Genomic DNA, 15,270 nt, shown 5'->3' with positions numbered 1-15,270 from the left:
GCCTGACCGTCCGCTCTTGGCCGACAGCTGCCCGCCATGATAAGCGGCAGATGGACAGACGCTGACGCTCGCCGGTATCTGCTGGCCCTTTACCACTTGAAGTCTCACCCCTGCGACGCTTTACAAACAGAGTCCGGCCATCCTGATAGAATCGATCAGGTTATAGATAACACCCTTCTGAGAAATGGTATGAATACAGAATTGATGGAAGATGAGATGCGCCGGGCGCTATTCGGTGATTCTGAGCCCTCTGAGCCCTCTGCGCCGGAAATTAACTCAGACGTACAGAACACAGTCCCGGATGTTGTGATCGTGCAACCGGTGAAGGCAGCGAAGAAAAAGACAGTCTCAAAAGGCTTCACACCTAGGTTAAGAGTCACCCTCCGTGTGGGAAATGAATTTGAAGGCGAGATGCACGAGATGGTACATGAGGCCGATACGCTGAGCTCCCTAGTCGCAGAACAAGAAGCTACTAAGACGGCCAGAAAAAAATTCAGGTTTGTGGAAGTGGTCTCGGTCAAGTCGATGTAAGTGGGTACTCTCACTTAGCTCGCCCGCCTGGCATTAAACCGCATTCGGTTACCTCGGGTCACTTAACAGGTTCGTGTCGATTGAAGCCTCAAACATTAGGGGGCGGTAGCCGTATCCCGGACTGGATTTAACACCATCACTCCATCCAACTCTCAATGTTTAACTGGTCGCCAGCCCCAAGCCACATAACTGAGGGTGGCGACAGGCAGAAATGGGCCAGGAGCGGGCATTTAGAATAGAGAAAAATAAATCTGTCCCCGTACCGTCAGACAGAGTCTCGGCGCCGAAGACCCAGAGGGAGTTGCCCCAAAACCCAATCAATCTGTGGTCGGTGGAATACGATTCCGTCGTTATGGGGGAAGTCTTGGGCCAGATTTGGGCTGTCTTCGAAGTCCCACGCTTTGAGCGTTTCGGCACACAACAACCCAAATTCCGTTACAGAGCGGAGAGAAAGCAGCCAGGATATTTCATCACGCGTGAAACCCACGAGTGGGAATTCACGAGCAGCATCTCGATGTATCGCCCAGTCGCTGGGCTCAGACAGAAACAACCAACCATCCCGGGCCTCAGGTTCAGATCTTTGGATCACGCCCGCCATGTGATCGAAAGAGTTCTTCACCCGCAACGCCAACCAGGCAACTGAGGCAAGCAAGTCCTCCTTTTGCTTTCGTACTCGCATCTGTTCGTGCTGATAAGGAATCAACCACGCAGCAATAATCGCGGCAATAGATCCGACAGCCTGAACCCAAGCAGGGGCGTTCGGGCTGTCCCACGGCAAGTACAGCAAGAAGCAGATGGGCACCACCACTGCGGGTGAGATAAAGAGAACCTTCACCACACTTACCCAGGTAAACCTGATGACGATTTCCGTTCCCAACATGCCTTGTTCCCAACATTAAAAGTCAGGGAGCATGCAGGATGCCGATTCGGTAGTCCATGGGAGGAGCAACATAAATAACCTCCAGCTCCAGCGGCAGTTTCGGGTCGATTACTGCCTTTTGAGAAGGACAGCAATCGACACAAAGCGGCCCTTGGTCTGTATGAGCATTTACAGCCTGAATTCAGAAGTGCCCATCCATATTTGCTAAAATTCGGCCTTCAGGTGTCTACAGAATCTGGGGGAATTCATTTTTCGGCAGCTCGGCGGCAATCATGTTGATCGCGCTGATCGTTTGATTAAGTAAATCTTGAGCTTCGTCCATTGTATAAAACGCGTCGGGGTGCTGGGTTGGATTTCTAAAGTGAATACGCATCCCATCTAAATGAGCTAATAGCTTTGCGCTTGGTTTTGGTGCTCGTTTATCACGTAATTGCGCAGTCATTGGACCCCACATTGGTTTGTCCAATCTTTTTGTTTTTTTAAAAGAAAAGTACAACACTTTTACCTGCGCTTCCAAAGCCCGCATTAGATGAAAAGCTGCAGAAGTTGGTTGGCTGAAGGCAATAGATCTGCATGCAGCACTGAAATCTTTTTTTGTGGTGGCGGCTAGTGTGCTAATTGAAATTTTAGAGAGTAATTCACTCGGTGATGTAAGCAACGATTCGAGCGGGTATCTTTTCTTTGTTAAGATATATGCATAGCGTAAAGCTAGCTCAGAGTCTAAAGTTGGGTCAAGCTTTTCTAGGGTTGCTTTTATTTGAGCAGTTTGCTCTTCGGTAATATGTGTTTGATTTGATGTTTTCAGTTTTTCGAGTAATTTGATCAGATCGCTTGCTATGCCTTTTGTAACTTGAAGGTCGAGTTCGTCGAGATAGTCAAGAAACTCCGAAAGATCGGTGATTCCCTCTTTGAGAGTAAATCCATCTAGGCCTTCTCGCTTCAGTAAGTTGTAGTTATAACCAAAAACGAAATATCTGTGTATCCGGGATTTCTGCATTGCCGTGTTCCTTGGCCTGTAGCGAGTGAATTATTATGGTATCCAACCTCGAGATTTGGATAGTGAATCGCCCTCAGTTTCGCAGAAAATGCGAACGTCCGCTCTGCCCAGGCTGTGTGAAAACGTACTTACCATTTTGAAGTCCGCGTTGCTGCTTAAAATTTGCCAGAGTTTGGTTGGTCAGCCAGACCTGAAATTTGCATAGAGATGCGATTTTCGTTCCGGTTCTGACCATCAAACCTGCTCTAAATCGTTTTCACACAAACCTCGGCCGGAAGCTGCCTGCCGAATTTGAATGCAACGGAAGCTTTCGCGAGCTTCCGCTTATCTTGATCACCGCTTTTTCAGCTTATGCTCGATTAGCCCCATTTCTGCTTTGATCGCAGTGATGGTGAGGTTCTGCATCGCCGTGTTTTTTCCGATTTTAGTATCCACGAGCTTGAGTAGGGCGTTCAGGTGGGCTTTTCTCGCCTTAAGCGTTTCGGAAATGGATGAGCTGTTTTGTGTCGTTGTGTTCATGGCTTCGATCCTTGGGGTGAATTAAACAGCCCGCGAAAGCAGGCTGTTTCAGGGAGTCGGCAGTTACATCGAGAGCAGATCGCGCGTGCGATGCTGGCGGCCACGGTCCGCCAGTTCGCTCCACCTCCAACTGCCGAAGTTTTCACCCTGCTCGGGGATGTCGAGTTTCATTAAGGACACCGGGTCGCGGCCTATCAGCCGAGCGGCCGCGTACAGCTTACCGCCTACATCCAGCAGCGTTTGGGCGGCGTCATTCCACGCTTCCTCCAAGGCGTTGTGGGCCAGGCGCAAGGCCGTATCCTCAATTTTTTGGTGTTCTACCTGAGCCTCACTGATGTGTCGGTCTACGATGGCCAGCTCTTGCTCCAAGGCGGTGATGATCAGGAGCTGGCGGCGATGTTGTTCGGTGGCGGTAGTGAGGTTTTTCGCCGCTTTCTGAGCGTCGGTGCTAGCTGCTTTTTCGCCCTCGACGTCGCCCCAAGCCACGGCCTGTGCGTAAGCGGTAGCCGCCTGAGTTTCAGCATGCCGTGCGCTGGTAATCTCTTCCTGTGCTTGCTGACGAATTTCCTCCAGGCGAGTGCTCAGGCTTTGCCGTTTAGCGTTAAGCTCCAGTTCATCCGCCATCCAGTTGGCCATGTCGGTAATGTAGCCTTCCATCAAGCTTTCTCGGTTGGCCAGCTTCTCCAGGCGGTCCAGCGTTTGGTCGAGTCGGAAGATCTGATGATCGATCGAGTCGATCTTGATTTGGCGACTGCTGATTTCATGCCTAACGTCGCTCTCTCGACCGTTGTTAATGACGTCCTCGCTGTGAAGCGCTGACTCAAAAGGTGGTATTTCCTTTTTGAGCGCCTCCATTTCGATGACTTTATTGGCGCGTGTGTCTTTCAGTTGTTCAATTCGGTTCATGAGTTTTGTCCTGATGATTTAATTGGGGTTCGCAGTGGCTGGCGAGGCCGATTAAGCCGGCTCTACCTCAGTCAGTAGGCCCGCCGTCAGGCGGCCTGAGCCTCGCTCTCATCCGCTACCGGCACGGTCTTCACCACGTAGCAACGCTGTGTGCCCATCCCGGGTAAGCGGACGGCGCAGGAGGCTTTGCCGTTGGGACCTGGCTCAAGGACGCCACGGCGTATCAGCTCCTTGTTCACCGCATTAATGTTCATGCCTTTGAACACCTCCGAACGCCATGACTCCGGCAGGACGTAGTAGGTGTTGGTGGTGTGCAGTGCATCACCCAGGCCGTGCTCCAGCGTCTTGCGAAAGCCCAACCGGTCGATGGTGCGGGGACCGTGCTCATCGATTTTCGCGGCCGCCGACTCCCAGCGGGTGAAACGGCTTTCACCGAAGCGTTCAATCACCTGACGCAACCGCGCCAAGATCGCATCCCCTTCAAGGTTCCCTGCGCCGCCGCGCTCATTCATCCAAGCACTGAGACATACCCGGGCAGCGGTGGTGGCTGTGCCGTCTGGCCAGCCGGTGATGCCCATCGCGGTGGCCAGTTCGCCGGCGGCGGCCGCCAGACCGAAACGGGCTGCTGCGCGGTGCGCCTGACCGCTGGCCGAGGCCGGCAGCGCCTTGGCGATGAACCCCTCCAAGGTGTGGCGCAGGATCGCCGACCAAGCATGTTGCTTACCGGGCTCACAGAGGGCCGACAGGAAGGCGGTGAGCGGTGTGCCGTAGTACTTGGCCACCCGTGCCTTGAGTGCATCGGAGAGGGCGGCGGCGTCATCAAAGCCGTTCAATACGTCGAACATGCCCAGGCCCTTGCTGGCATCCGCTGGTACGGCAAGCATGCGCACTTCCATACCGGCTTTCAGTTCCTTGTTGGCTTCAGCCATGTGCTGCGCCAAGGTCTTCTCGCCAGTCGAGAGAAACAGCAAACGCCACTCCTGCACCTGGCGGCCGGCTTGTCCGCGATCATTGGCGCGAGCCTTGCCGGTGCCGTTGCCGAGCATGTACACCGTTTCGCCAATGATGCGCGGGTCACACATGCCGATTTCATCCAACACGAGGAGCCCGTCTGAATGCGCGGCGGCGATGGATTCCAAGGCGTTATCGGTCGAGCGCCAGGAGCGCACCAGACGCGGCCCACCGTAGATCGAGGCGGCCACTTGCAGATGGGTGGTCTTGCCGCCCGAGCTGTCGCCGTAGAGGTGAAAGCCGCCCGATTCGTGGCCGAGCATGTGCAGCAGCGGGCCGGCGAACGCCACGCTGGCCACAAACGCCAAGCGGTGGTTACCGATGCACAAGGCACCGATCTGCTCCTGCCACTGCTCCAAGGTGCCGGCTTCGCTGATCGGTGGAAGCTGCGCACCGGCCTCATAGAAGTGCAGGTGTTCAGTGTGCGAGCCGACCTGTTGTTCGGGCAGCAGGAAGGCGCTGTCGTGCCACCCCAAGCGGGTGACCAATCGAGCGCGCTGGGCGCTCTCGAAGCCGCCGAGATAACTCTGCAGGTCGTTGCGCGCATTGCGTCCGGATCGGCTGCCGGCCAAGCGCAAGCCCATGTCCACCAGTGGGCCGAGTACGTCCTTGCCGAAGTCACCGGTCATGGTTCGTGCCGGAATGTTCCAACGCTTTTTCGCCCCGTCCGGATCGTCGAACTCGACCAGCAAACCCCAGTTATGACCTTGCGCATCTCGGGTGCGCGCCAAGATCTCCAGCGGCGAACACACCGGGCGTGCTTCGCCATCGTCACCGGAATAAAACACGCCTTCGGGTGTCAGGCGAAAGCCACCGGGCAACAGATCGTTTTTGGGTTTCGTTGCACGCTTGGTCGCCGGCTTGGCTTTGGCTTCGGGTGGTTCAGCCGATGCTTTCTCCGGCTCTACGCCGAACAATTCTCCGCTGCGTTCCAGCTCGGCGAAGTGCGCCGCCGTCCAGCCTTTGGCGTGGGCATCGGCCGCATCGTCGCCGTCTTCCCATTGGCCACCCTTGGCGAACATTGGCTGGTCATTCGTGAACGTGGGCTTGCGTTTGAAGACATCCAGAGCGATCAGTCGCACCGACGCGGCGCCGATCTGTTGCACCTGTACCGCGACGGCATCCATGCAGCTTTTGCCACTGGCGTCGTTGTCTGGCCACAACACCACGGACCGACCTTTGAGCGGTGTCAGGTCGGCCTTGTGCCAGGAGTTCGAGCCGTTCGGCCAGCACGTGGCCACGTAACCGGGCAGCAGCTCCGCCGCGGCGTCGGCGGCCTTTTCGCCTTCGCACAGAATGACTGGTGCGTCTGCGCGTTGCGCCAGTTCATCCAGGCGCAGCAGAGGACGCGGCTCCGGCAAGCCTTGCCAACGCCATTGCTGCGTTTGACCGTCGGCACGTTGGCACCAGGTCAAGGGGGCAAACACCTTGCGCGGTTTGCCGTCTTCATCTTGGCCCAAATCGAAGCGGTAGAGCGCCATGACCGGCTGGCCCTGAGTGTCGCGATACATCCAGACTTTCGAAGGTGCGCCGTGCTGTCGGTGTTTGGCCGGACATTTGTTCATGGCCTCGGCGGGGATCGGCTGTATGGCACGCCACTCCGGTGTTTTGCTTTTGCTGGGAACGGGATTTGATTGAGCCGCCCCAGCGGAAACGTGTAGCAGCTCTGCCAGCTTGTTGCAGGCTTCGACATCGGTACCGCCATCCAAGTAGCGCACCAGATCGATCAGATCGCCGCCCTTGTCGCCGGTGGCAAAATCCGCCCAGGTGCCTTTGCTCAAGTTGACCTTGAGAGAGCCGGCGCGCTTGTCGGCGCGGGTGGGATTGGCTGCGGTGTATTCCTTGCCGCCGTCGACGCGCTTACCGTTGGGCAGCCAATGGGCAAGCACCCGATCAATGTTCTGTAACGCAACGGCTTTGACTTGGGCGAACGTGGGACGACGGGCGTTGGAGGTAGAGGCCTTCATACGCCACCGCCCTGGGCCAGTTGCAACCCGCTGGTAACGTCATCGATGATGGCCTTTGCCATCTCGCTCAAATAATGCGAAGCCCAGACCATCGCCCCGTTGTCATTCTCCATGCCGCTCAGGAAGGTCAGCTTGTTCACACAGTCCATGAGTAGAGACGCTTGTTCGAGCGCTTCTTCGCAGGAAATGCCGGCATTGATACGGAACAGTGGTTGGTTTTGAGCATTGCACTTGGCAAAGGTGGCGCCGCCCACCGTATTGATCAACATAGAAGGGTTCATTGGGCGCCTCCAATGATGGGTGGCCGAGTGGAGTTGTCGGCGTGCACGGCGAGGGTGCGGATCAGTCCCAATGTTCCTCGAACATCCCACAGCGCCGCCGCGATGACATGGTTGGCCAGACGTGGACCGTCGCACTCAAACTGGTCTTCAAGAAGCAAAAGCACGGAGTTGGCTCGATCCACTGCGCAGGTGATGGCGTCAATCGGCACACCGGCTTCGGCGCCTTTGTGGACGCAAAGCAGATCCTCGGGTAAGGAGAAGCTCAGGGCTTGGTTCATTGGACACCGCCTGCGGCTTCGAGCGCGCGGGCTTTGGCCATATGGGCGTTGTATCGAGTGAGACGTGTAGCGAGGCTGGAGTTGGCGTGTAAAGCGGCGAGAGCCATTGCTCGATGGGCAGCGGCGCGATTTTTGGACGGATTGAGGGCGTGTTGCATGTGAGGCTCCTTGTACTGAGGAACCGTCACCGTCTGCCGCCAAGCAGATATGGGTGACGGATTGCGCAGGATTGGCGGACCGGCGTACAAGGAGACCGGCGCACCCGAGGGTGCTCCTACGCAACCCGCCATAACACAGGAGTGCGGGCACAAAAAAAGCGCCTGCAATCGTAATGGGGGCGCTGTTGCGCCTTGTACTGTTTGGGCCGCCAAGCCCAATCGCTGAATTTGCAGCGACGGCCAGAGAGTAACGTCCCGATTTCAAAAGTGCAACCGTGTAGAGATCTTGCGCATTTTTCCGATGCGGCATAAATTGTGTGGGCATGTAGATTTACCTCAACGCCTCCGGATCGCTCCCGGGGGCGTTTTCGTTAGTGCTGGGTAGTGGCGGGGCGAGCGAGGGTGAGCCACTGCAAGTGGTTGCCTTGGCCGGCGCGTTGCCGCATCTGCTGTAGCGCTTCGGGATTGCGCAGCAGGTTGGGAATCAGCTCGCGAGCATCGCCGATCACCACGTCTGCGGGCGGCTGAATCGCTAACAGCGTCCACTGCAGGTCATGCCACAGCACGATCAGCACCTGAGCACCGGCCGAGATCGCCTGATCGCGCAGGATGAGCAAACGCTGGCGACCCTTGATCTCTGCGCTAGAAGGCAAAGATTCTCGAAGTGCGCCGACAAGATCCAATGCCTGGTGGGGGAGAAAGGTCGGTGTCATGCCGCCTCCTGCAAATTGGTGAACAGCGGCGGCGGTGTTTCACCTTTTAGCCAAGCCAAAATCTTGCTGTCCTCGACGCACCGTCGGCGATGTTCTACCGCGAGCAGTTCGCGCTGCTGTGCCAGGCATTCATCCACATAGCGGGACAGATCCGAGGTCAAGCGCATGTCGTGGTGAAGGCGCTCGGTGGCGGTTTTCTCCACGGCGAGATCCTCATCCGTGATGCGTTGCCAGACCGCCGGATCGTTCGCAAATCCGGCCGATTGATCGACCAGCCAATATGTGACCCACTCGGTCAAGCCCAGCGATTTCAGGGCGGTGCGGCGGCCCTCTTTCATCGCGAAATGGCCCGTACCGTGGATGCTGGAAAACTCTCTGCGCACCGCGTTTTTGCGGATCAGTTCGGGCAGTTCCCAAGGATTGGCTTTGAGTGGGAGAACGAGGCCGTCAGGGCTGAAAAAGAATGCTTCCTGCTCTTCGCCGTTCCAGCTCACGCCCGCGATGGTGCGGTGGCGCCAGTTGATTGCTCCCGCTTGATAGAGGCGAAATCCGATGCTGTAGGAGTCGAGAAACGGCCCCTTAAAAGGGCTGTAATTGCGCTTCATGCGGCCACCTGGTCACGCGCCTCAATGCGGCTGCGTGCCCATGCTTGGACTTCGGACAGAACCCACGCTACAGGCGCGCCGCGTGCCGTGCTATTGGTGAGTTTTACGGCTTGTGGAAAACCGCTCTCAGGCTGGTTCATCAGTTTGTAAACGGTAGCGCGACCAATACCAGTGATTGCCATGACCTGTTTCACGCGAATCAGCGTGGAGGCGGCATCAAATAGCTCAAGCAACGTGTAAGGACTTGCAGGAGCCTTATGAGAAAGCTCTGCCATCGTGGTATTGCTGTTTACTTCTTGGAGAGGGGAGTTCATAGCTGTGCCTATATGGTGAGAGACAGGCACAGACTAGAGAGGGGAAAAAAAGCAAACACGGTTTGCTTTTGATTGAAATTTATCGAGGTAGGTATCCACCCATGATGAGGTATTTTTTAACGGTAGGCTCAGACGCTATGCGTTCTTTTTTCACCAAGGCTTTTTTCAGGTCTAGCTCTGAAATAGTAGGATTGGCCAAAATGTGACGGTCAGCCGCACTGCGAATGCGCTCGAAAAGCTTCGCGGCATCCTGCTGCTTTACCGACTCCGGCTTTCTGTTGGCCTTGCCCGCAGCCGCGCCTCTTTGCGAGGCCTTGGCGGAAAACGCTTTACTCAGCGCCTCACTTAGAAAATTAGCCACTTTGAAATTACCCTTCGATACGTCAGTGTCCTCAACTTGTCTGTAGAGACTCGCTAGCATGAGCGCCTTGTCGGCATCGCCCATAAATGCGCGGAAGGATTCACGAGCGTCAATTTCCCCGGCTGGATCCTTAAGTCGCTCCTTTTCGGCAAGTGCGGAATATTTCTTGGGATCTGTCGCTTGCATTTGGGCTATGAGGTCTGCGTCCAGGTCGAAGACGTAGAGTTCGGTTTCAAAGAGCCAATTGGCGAGAACCTGAACAGCTTGAATGCTCTGCACCAGCGCGTAAGTCGCCACGAGCTGCGAGTCCGCATCATCGCGATCAATGCTAAGGGTCTGTCGAATGACACTCGGTAATGAACCTGCATCAGCGCAGCTGGCATCGTCCTCGATCTCGTCGCGGAGTCGAAACACCGTAGCGACCACCGATCCTGCTCGATCAGGATAGCGGCCATCCTCAAGCCAGAATGAGGTGGCGTAATTGGCCAGCTCCAGCGCTTCTTTGAAATGATCTCGAAACGGCGAATATAACGCTAACTCACGCACGGCCTGTTCGATGTCGTCTTGTTCCCACAGCAAATTACTGACATCGAAGCCAGCAATCTCCAGGCGGCCAATCGGCATATTCTCATCGTCCATACACCGCCCCTTGGCCCCGCTTTGGGTCATGGATCCAGCGTTTCACGACAAGAGCCTTCTCGACCAACAGGGAGGTGGCTGGGTGAATGTTGTTACACGATTCGACCGCATAACACGTGGTGTAGCGTTGAGCATTTTTTCGTGTAACGTGAGTTAATCCCTTTATATTCAATAGGTTACAGAGTGACGCAACACCTGTAACACGCGTAACACCGTTGTTGAGGGAGGAATGGATAAGGAGTTTCATATCACCTTTCCAAATTGGCCTTGCACGACATTGCCAACTACTAGCTCATCAAGATGATCTGCGTACCACTGCATCATGACTTTGCGCTGAGGTAGGTACACCGCCTTGTTGTACACCCCTGCAATTCCCTCTTTGACATGAGAAAGCTGGGCCTCAATGTGGTTTTCGTCGAATCCTTGTTCATTAAGGATCGTGCTAGCAATGTGACGGAAGCCATGGCCAGTTTGCCGGCCCGCATATCCCAGCCTGCGCAGCGCCATCAGAAAGACAGTATTGCTTCGGGGAATGGTTCGATCTTTTCTTCCAGGAAAGAGAAGGGGGTATGCGCCTGTCAGCGTGCGCAGCTCCGTTATCGATTCAATGGCCTGCCGAGATAGAGGCACTACATGCTCGCGCCGACGCTTCATTCTTTCGGCTGGGATCGTCCAGAGCTTTTTGTTGAGATCGATTTCTGACCAGCGTGCTTCTCGAATCTCGCTCGGGCGTGCCGCTAACAGAGCAAGCAAACGAAGCCCAAGACGGACATCTTTTGCGTGAGGGTAAGAGCTGATAGCTCGAAGTAATGCGGGCAGCTCTTCTATTGATACGTGTGCATAATTTTCAGCACTACGTGTCTGAAGAAATTTATTAAGGCCTTCAAGGGGGTTGTGGATCGCTCGGCCTGTCACTCGTGCCAAGTCGTAGATCTCTTTGCAGAAAGCCCTAACTCTGCCCATTTGCTCAATGATCCCTTTCTGTTCCATGCCGCGCAGAAACTCCATCCATTCAAGGGGCAGTATTTCTGTGTAGATGCGTTTGCCGAAAACGGGGAATACGTGAAGCTCCAAGGCTCCAAGGACTCGACGGGAGGTGCCGGCTTCCCAGCTTGAGCGGCGAGCCTCAAACCATTCGCGCCCTAACGCTTCGAAAGTGTTGTTGGCAGCCACCCGGTCAGCAATCTTGCGAGCCTGCTTACTGACTAAAGGATTTTTACCAGTCGATGCGTCATCCCGCAGTTGCGCCGCCTTCTGCCTGGCTAGCGACCCACTGATTTCGGGGTAACCACCTAGGCCCAGCCAAGACCATTTCCCGTCTGGTTTTTTGTAGCGCAACTCCCACGACTTCTGCCCATTTGCCTTGACCCGAAAATACAAGCCGTTGCCGTCTTGCTCCCGGTACGTCGCACTCTCTGACTCCAAGCCTGCAAGAGTAGTGTCGGCCAGTGGGCGGCGTTTGATTTCAGTACGCTTCACTGCGTGTATGCCTCCAGTTCAATGAATCTCAAAGCATACACGTGGGCATACACGGCGTGAAGTTATAGGGGTAGACAGGGAGGGATAGCCAGAAACAAGAAAGCCCGCACGGGGCGGGCTTCTTGGGGTGTTTCGTAGACTGTCTGAGACAGGTCTAGACTGCTATATGGTGCACCAGGCGGGATTCGAACCCACGACCCCTGCCTTCGGAGGGCAGTACTCTATCCAGCTGAGCTACTGGTGCAAGCGGGCGCCATGATACTCATATGCACTGCAGGCGTCCATGCCGCTGAATCGACAGCGCTTTTCCGAAGCGTAACCTGCGTTTGCTACGTTGATCAGAAAAAATGGGCAAATGCGGCGTTTTCGTTCTTTTTTTCGAACAGGCTATTGTCCTTTAACCCCTTTGATCCTAGGATTCGTTTGAGATTTCAAACGCTCTTGTCTGGGTGCTGAACCGCACGAGTTCATTCCGTGCGCTATTTATGTGCTTCAGCCCGGTGAATGATTTCCCTGACGGCAGCCTTTTGAGGCGCCTTTCTACAATCATAATTTGCTCCGCGCCTGTCGCGGTGCTGTTAAGGAAAGCCGACATGCAGCTTAAAGACACCCAGTTGTTCCGCCAGCAAGCCTTCATCGATGGCGCTTGGGTCGATGCGGACAATGGTCAGACGATCAAGGTCAACAACCCGGCAACGGGCGAAATTCTGGGCACCGTGCCGAAAATGGGCGCTGCCGAAACCCGCCGTGCGATCGTAGCCGCTGACAAGGCGCTGCCGGCCTGGCGTGCACTGACCGCCAAGGACCGTGCGAACAAGCTGCGTCGCTGGTTCGAACTGATCATCGAGAACCAGGATGACCTGGCTCGCCTGATGACCATGGAACAGGGCAAGCCATTGGCCGAAGCCAAGGGCGAAATCGTTTACGCCGCTTCCTTTATCGAGTGGTTCGCTGAAGAAGCCAAACGCATCTACGGTGACGTGATTCCGGGCCACCAGCCAGACAAGCGCCTGATCGTGATCAAGCAGCCAATCGGCGTGACCGCTGCAATCACCCCGTGGAACTTCCCGGCCGCGATGATCACCCGTAAAGCCGGCCCGGCCCTGGCCGCCGGTTGCACCATGGTGCTCAAGCCTGCTTCGCAAACCCCGTTTTCCGCATTCGCCCTGGCTGAACTGGCCCAGCGTGCCGGCATTCCTGCTGGCGTGTTCAGCGTTGTTTCCGGTAGCGCCGGCGACATCGGCAGCGAGCTGACCAGCAACCCGATCGTGCGTAAATTGTCGTTCACTGGCTCGACCGAAATCGGTCGTCAGCTGATGGCCGAATGCGCCAAGGACATCAAGAAAGTGTCCCTGGAACTGGGCGGCAACGCGCCGTTCATCGTGTTCGACGATGCGGATCTGGATAAGGCCGTCGAAGGCGCGATCATTTCCAAATACCGCAACAACGGTCAGACCTGCGTCTGCGCCAACCGTCTGTACATCCAGGATTCGGTCTACGACGCGTTCGCCGAGAAGCTGAAAGTGGCCGTGTCCAAGCTCAAGATCGGCAACGGTCTGGAAGAAGGCACCACCACCGGTCCGCTGATCGACGAAAAAGCCGTGGCCAAGGTTCAAGAGCACATTGCTGACGCCGTTTCCAAAGGCGCAACCGTGTTGTCCGGCGGCAAGAGCATGGAAGGCAACTTCTTCGAGCCGACCATCCTGACCAACGTGCCGAAGAACGCAGCCGTGGCCAAGGAAGAAACCTTCGGTCCATTGGCGCCGCTGTTCCGCTTCAAAGACGAAGCCGAAGTGATCGCGATGTCGAACGATACCGAGTTCGGTCTGGCCTCGTACTTCTACGCTCGCGACCTGGGCCGTGTGTTCCGTGTGGCGGAAGCCCTGGAATACGGTATGGTCGGCGTCAACACCGGGTTGATCTCCAACGAAGTCGCGCCGTTCGGCGGCATCAAGGCGTCGGGCCTGGGCCGTGAAGGCTCCAAGTACGGCATCGAAGATTACCTGGAAATCAAATACCTCTGCCTGGGCATCTAAGCTCGTAACAGACAGGCCACGGCAAGGCATTGCTTCAAACGCAAAGGGCACGAGAGCGCTGTTCCTTTGCGTGTTTCAAACGGGATTTTCTCTGTGGCCGGGAACGTTGTGGCAGTCGATCATCGCATGCTGTCGCCGTTGCACCCCGCCGCATTTTCCTTGAACCACACCGCCCGATGAGCGGTGAATGAGGACTTTATGAGCAAGACTAACGCTTCTTTGATGAAACGCCGCGAAGCCGCTGTACCGCGCGGTGTTGGCCAGATTCACCCGATCTTCGCCGACCACGCGAAGAACGCCACCGTGACCGACGTTGAAGGTCGCGAGTTCATCGACTTCGCCGGCGGTATCGCCGTGCTGAACACCGGTCACCTGCACCCGAAAGTCATCGCGGCCGTGACTGCACAGCTGAACAAGCTCACTCACACTTGCTTCCAGGTCCTGGCCTACGAGCCGTACGTGGAACTGTGCGAAAAAATCAACGCCAAGGTGCCAGGTGATTTCGCCAAGAAAACCCTGCTGGTCACCACCGGTTCCGAAGCCGTGGAAAACGCCGTGAAAATCGCCCGTGCCGCTACTGGCCGTGCCGGCGTGATCGCGTTCACCGGCGCTTACCACGGTCGCACCATGATGACCCTGGGCCTGACCGGTAAAGTCGTGCCTTACTCGGCCGGCATGGGCCTGATGCCAGGCGGCATCTTCCGCGCGCTGTACCCGAACGAACTGCACGGTGTGAGCATCGACGATTCGATCGCCAGCATCGAACGCATCTTCAAGAACGACGCCGAGCCGCGTGACATCGCTGCCATCATCATCGAGCCGGTTCAGGGCGAAGGCGGTTTCTACGTCGCGCCTAAAGAGTTCATGAAGCGTCTGCGCGCTCTGTGCGACCAGCACGGTATTCTGTTGATCGCTGACGAAGTGCAGACCGGCGCTGGCCGTACCGGCACTTTCTTCGCCATGGAACAGATGGGCGTCACTGCCGACCTGACCACCTTCGCCAAATCCATCGCAGGCGGCTTCCCGCTGGCCGGTGTGTGCGGCAAGGCCGAATACATGGACGCCATCGCTCCAGGCGGCCTGGGCGGCACCTACGCCGGTAGCCCGATCGCTTGCGCCGCGGCCCTGGCCGTGATGGAAGTGTTCGAAGAAGAGCACCTGCTGGACCGCTGCAAGGCTGTCGGCGAGCGTCTGGTCACTGGCCTCAAGGCCATCCAGGCCAAGTACCCGGTGATCGGCGAAGTCCGTGCCCTGGGTGCGATGATCGCGGTCGAGCTGTTCGTTGATGGCGACAGCCACAAGCCGAACGCTCCAGCGGTAGCCGCCGTTGTGGCCAAGGCTCGCGAAAAGGGCCTGATCCTGCTGTCTTGCGGCACCTACGGCAACGTTCTGCGCGTCCTGGTACCGCTGACTGCGCCGGACGAGCAACTGGACAAAGGTCTGGCAATCATCGAAGAGTGCTTCTCGGAGCTCTGATCGATTGGTGAGCTGATCGACAAAAAACCCGCTTCGGCGGGTTTTTTTGTCTGTATTACACACTGCGCTGTTTGGAATGCCCCGCATTGACTAAGGTACAAGCATTGAGAGGGAGCTTG

The 15,270-nt window shown here is 56.4% G+C and carries 15 protein-coding genes and 1 tRNA gene; 3 read left to right on the top strand and 13 right to left on the bottom strand.

What is annotated here, in order from left to right; all coding sequences use genetic code 11:
- Positions 1–189 precede the first annotated feature (189 nt).
- Entirely contained in the window at positions 190–531 is a 342-nt protein-coding gene (locus ACM6I5_RS05505; protein WP_414883343.1) for a hypothetical protein, read from the top strand.
- Between the two features lie 265 nt (positions 532–796).
- Here the strand turns inward: ACM6I5_RS05505 and ACM6I5_RS05500 are convergent, their stop codons facing one another.
- From ACM6I5_RS05500 to ACM6I5_RS05440, 13 genes are all read right to left on the bottom strand, one after another.
- The gene (locus ACM6I5_RS05500) at positions 797–1,411 is read right to left on the bottom strand and encodes a hypothetical protein (RefSeq protein WP_414883342.1); all 615 of its coding nucleotides are present in this window, start codon (positions 1,409–1,411) and stop codon (positions 797–799) included.
- Positions 1,412–1,637: 226 nt separating this feature from the next.
- Entirely contained in the window at positions 1,638–2,408 is a 771-nt protein-coding gene (locus ACM6I5_RS05495) for a hypothetical protein (RefSeq protein WP_414883341.1), read from the bottom strand.
- 333 nt (positions 2,409–2,741) lie between these two features.
- The gene (locus tag ACM6I5_RS05490; RefSeq protein ID WP_414883340.1) at positions 2,742–2,927 is read right to left on the bottom strand and encodes a hypothetical protein; all 186 of its coding nucleotides are present in this window, start codon (positions 2,925–2,927) and stop codon (positions 2,742–2,744) included.
- Between the two features lie 63 nt (positions 2,928–2,990).
- Positions 2,991–3,833: a chromosome segregation protein SMC gene (locus tag ACM6I5_RS05485; RefSeq protein WP_414883339.1), complete on the bottom strand. Its 843-nt coding sequence runs from the start codon at positions 3,831–3,833 to the stop codon at positions 2,991–2,993.
- An 86-nt stretch (positions 3,834–3,919) separates the two neighbouring features.
- Positions 3,920–6,811 carry a DUF927 domain-containing protein gene (locus ACM6I5_RS05480; RefSeq protein WP_414883338.1) on the bottom strand — a complete coding sequence of 964 codons (2,892 nt, stop codon included), beginning with the start codon at positions 6,809–6,811 and terminating at the stop codon, positions 3,920–3,922.
- On the bottom strand, positions 6,808–7,092 hold the full coding sequence (locus ACM6I5_RS05475; protein WP_414883337.1) for a DUF3077 domain-containing protein: 285 nt from the start codon (positions 7,090–7,092) through the stop codon (positions 6,808–6,810). The genes ACM6I5_RS05480 and ACM6I5_RS05475 overlap by 4 nt, the downstream gene beginning before the upstream one ends.
- Positions 7,089–7,370: a hypothetical protein gene (locus ACM6I5_RS05470; protein ID WP_414883336.1), complete on the bottom strand. Its 282-nt coding sequence runs from the start codon at positions 7,368–7,370 to the stop codon at positions 7,089–7,091. Before ACM6I5_RS05470 ends, ACM6I5_RS05475 begins: the two co-directional genes overlap by 4 nt.
- A 529-nt stretch (positions 7,371–7,899) precedes the next feature.
- The gene (locus ACM6I5_RS05465; RefSeq protein WP_414883335.1) at positions 7,900–8,241 is read right to left on the bottom strand and encodes a hypothetical protein; all 342 of its coding nucleotides are present in this window, start codon (positions 8,239–8,241) and stop codon (positions 7,900–7,902) included.
- Positions 8,238–8,846, bottom strand: coding sequence for a hypothetical protein (locus ACM6I5_RS05460; protein WP_414883334.1), 609 nt, complete (start codon positions 8,844–8,846; stop codon positions 8,238–8,240). Before ACM6I5_RS05460 ends, ACM6I5_RS05465 begins: the two co-directional genes overlap by 4 nt.
- Positions 8,843–9,160, bottom strand: a complete 318-nt coding sequence (locus ACM6I5_RS05455) for a helix-turn-helix transcriptional regulator (protein WP_414883333.1) — start codon at positions 9,158–9,160, stop codon at positions 8,843–8,845. The genes ACM6I5_RS05460 and ACM6I5_RS05455 overlap by 4 nt, the downstream gene beginning before the upstream one ends.
- A 79-nt stretch (positions 9,161–9,239) precedes the next feature.
- Entirely contained in the window at positions 9,240–10,160 is a 921-nt protein-coding gene (locus ACM6I5_RS05450) for a hypothetical protein (protein ID WP_414883332.1), read from the bottom strand.
- A gap of 243 nt (positions 10,161–10,403) precedes the next feature.
- Positions 10,404–11,639: a tyrosine-type recombinase/integrase gene (locus ACM6I5_RS05445; protein ID WP_414883331.1), complete on the bottom strand. Its 1,236-nt coding sequence runs from the start codon at positions 11,637–11,639 to the stop codon at positions 10,404–10,406.
- Positions 11,640–11,806: 167 nt separating this feature from the next.
- Positions 11,807–11,883 (bottom strand) — tRNA-Arg (locus tag ACM6I5_RS05440).
- A 349-nt stretch (positions 11,884–12,232) separates the two neighbouring features.
- On the opposite strand from ACM6I5_RS05440, the gene gabD reads away from it, so the two are divergent.
- Together gabD and gabT are read left to right on the top strand one after the other, a co-directional pair.
- Entirely contained in the window at positions 12,233–13,675 is a 1,443-nt protein-coding gene (gene gabD / locus ACM6I5_RS05435; protein WP_414883330.1) for an NADP-dependent succinate-semialdehyde dehydrogenase, read from the top strand.
- Between the two features lie 198 nt (positions 13,676–13,873).
- Complete coding sequence (gene gabT / locus ACM6I5_RS05430; RefSeq protein ID WP_414879198.1) at positions 13,874–15,151, top strand: 4-aminobutyrate--2-oxoglutarate transaminase; 1,278 nt, start codon at positions 13,874–13,876, stop codon at positions 15,149–15,151.
- Positions 15,152–15,270 lie beyond the last annotated feature (119 nt).

It is taken from the genome of Pseudomonas sp. IT-P171 (assembly GCF_949767765.1).
Taxonomy (GTDB): Bacteria; Pseudomonadota; Gammaproteobacteria; order Pseudomonadales; family Pseudomonadaceae; genus Aquipseudomonas; species Aquipseudomonas fluorescens_B.
This window is presented reverse-complemented; position numbering and strand designations above follow the sequence as displayed.

Excerpts from the sequence above, each read along its gene's own strand:
- ACM6I5_RS05460 (WP_414883334.1), bottom strand. The coding sequence starts at position 8,846 with ATGAAGCGCAATTACAGCCCTTTTAAGGGGCCGTTTCTCGACTCCTAC.
- ACM6I5_RS05455 (WP_414883333.1), bottom strand. The coding sequence starts at position 9,160 with ATGAACTCCCCTCTCCAAGAAGTAAACAGCAATACCACGATGGCAGAG.
- ACM6I5_RS05450 (WP_414883332.1), bottom strand. The coding sequence starts at position 10,160 with ATGGACGATGAGAATATGCCGATTGGCCGCCTGGAGATTGCTGGCTTC.
- ACM6I5_RS05500 (WP_414883342.1), bottom strand. The coding sequence starts at position 1,411 with ATGTTGGGAACGGAAATCGTCATCAGGTTTACCTGGGTAAGTGTGGTG.
- gabD (WP_414883330.1), top strand. The coding sequence starts at position 12,233 with ATGCAGCTTAAAGACACCCAGTTGTTCCGCCAGCAAGCCTTCATCGAT.
- ACM6I5_RS05470 (WP_414883336.1), bottom strand. The coding sequence starts at position 7,370 with ATGAACCAAGCCCTGAGCTTCTCCTTACCCGAGGATCTGCTTTGCGTC.
- ACM6I5_RS05495 (WP_414883341.1), bottom strand. The coding sequence starts at position 2,408 with ATGCAGAAATCCCGGATACACAGATATTTCGTTTTTGGTTATAACTAC.
- ACM6I5_RS05505 (WP_414883343.1), top strand. The coding sequence starts at position 190 with ATGAATACAGAATTGATGGAAGATGAGATGCGCCGGGCGCTATTCGGT.
- ACM6I5_RS05490 (WP_414883340.1), bottom strand. The coding sequence starts at position 2,927 with ATGAACACAACGACACAAAACAGCTCATCCATTTCCGAAACGCTTAAG.
- ACM6I5_RS05465 (WP_414883335.1), bottom strand. The coding sequence starts at position 8,241 with ATGACACCGACCTTTCTCCCCCACCAGGCATTGGATCTTGTCGGCGCA.
- ACM6I5_RS05480 (WP_414883338.1), bottom strand. The coding sequence starts at position 6,811 with ATGAAGGCCTCTACCTCCAACGCCCGTCGTCCCACGTTCGCCCAAGTC.
- gabT (WP_414879198.1), top strand. The coding sequence starts at position 13,874 with ATGAGCAAGACTAACGCTTCTTTGATGAAACGCCGCGAAGCCGCTGTA.
- ACM6I5_RS05475 (WP_414883337.1), bottom strand. The coding sequence starts at position 7,092 with ATGAACCCTTCTATGTTGATCAATACGGTGGGCGGCGCCACCTTTGCC.
- ACM6I5_RS05485 (WP_414883339.1), bottom strand. The coding sequence starts at position 3,833 with ATGAACCGAATTGAACAACTGAAAGACACACGCGCCAATAAAGTCATC.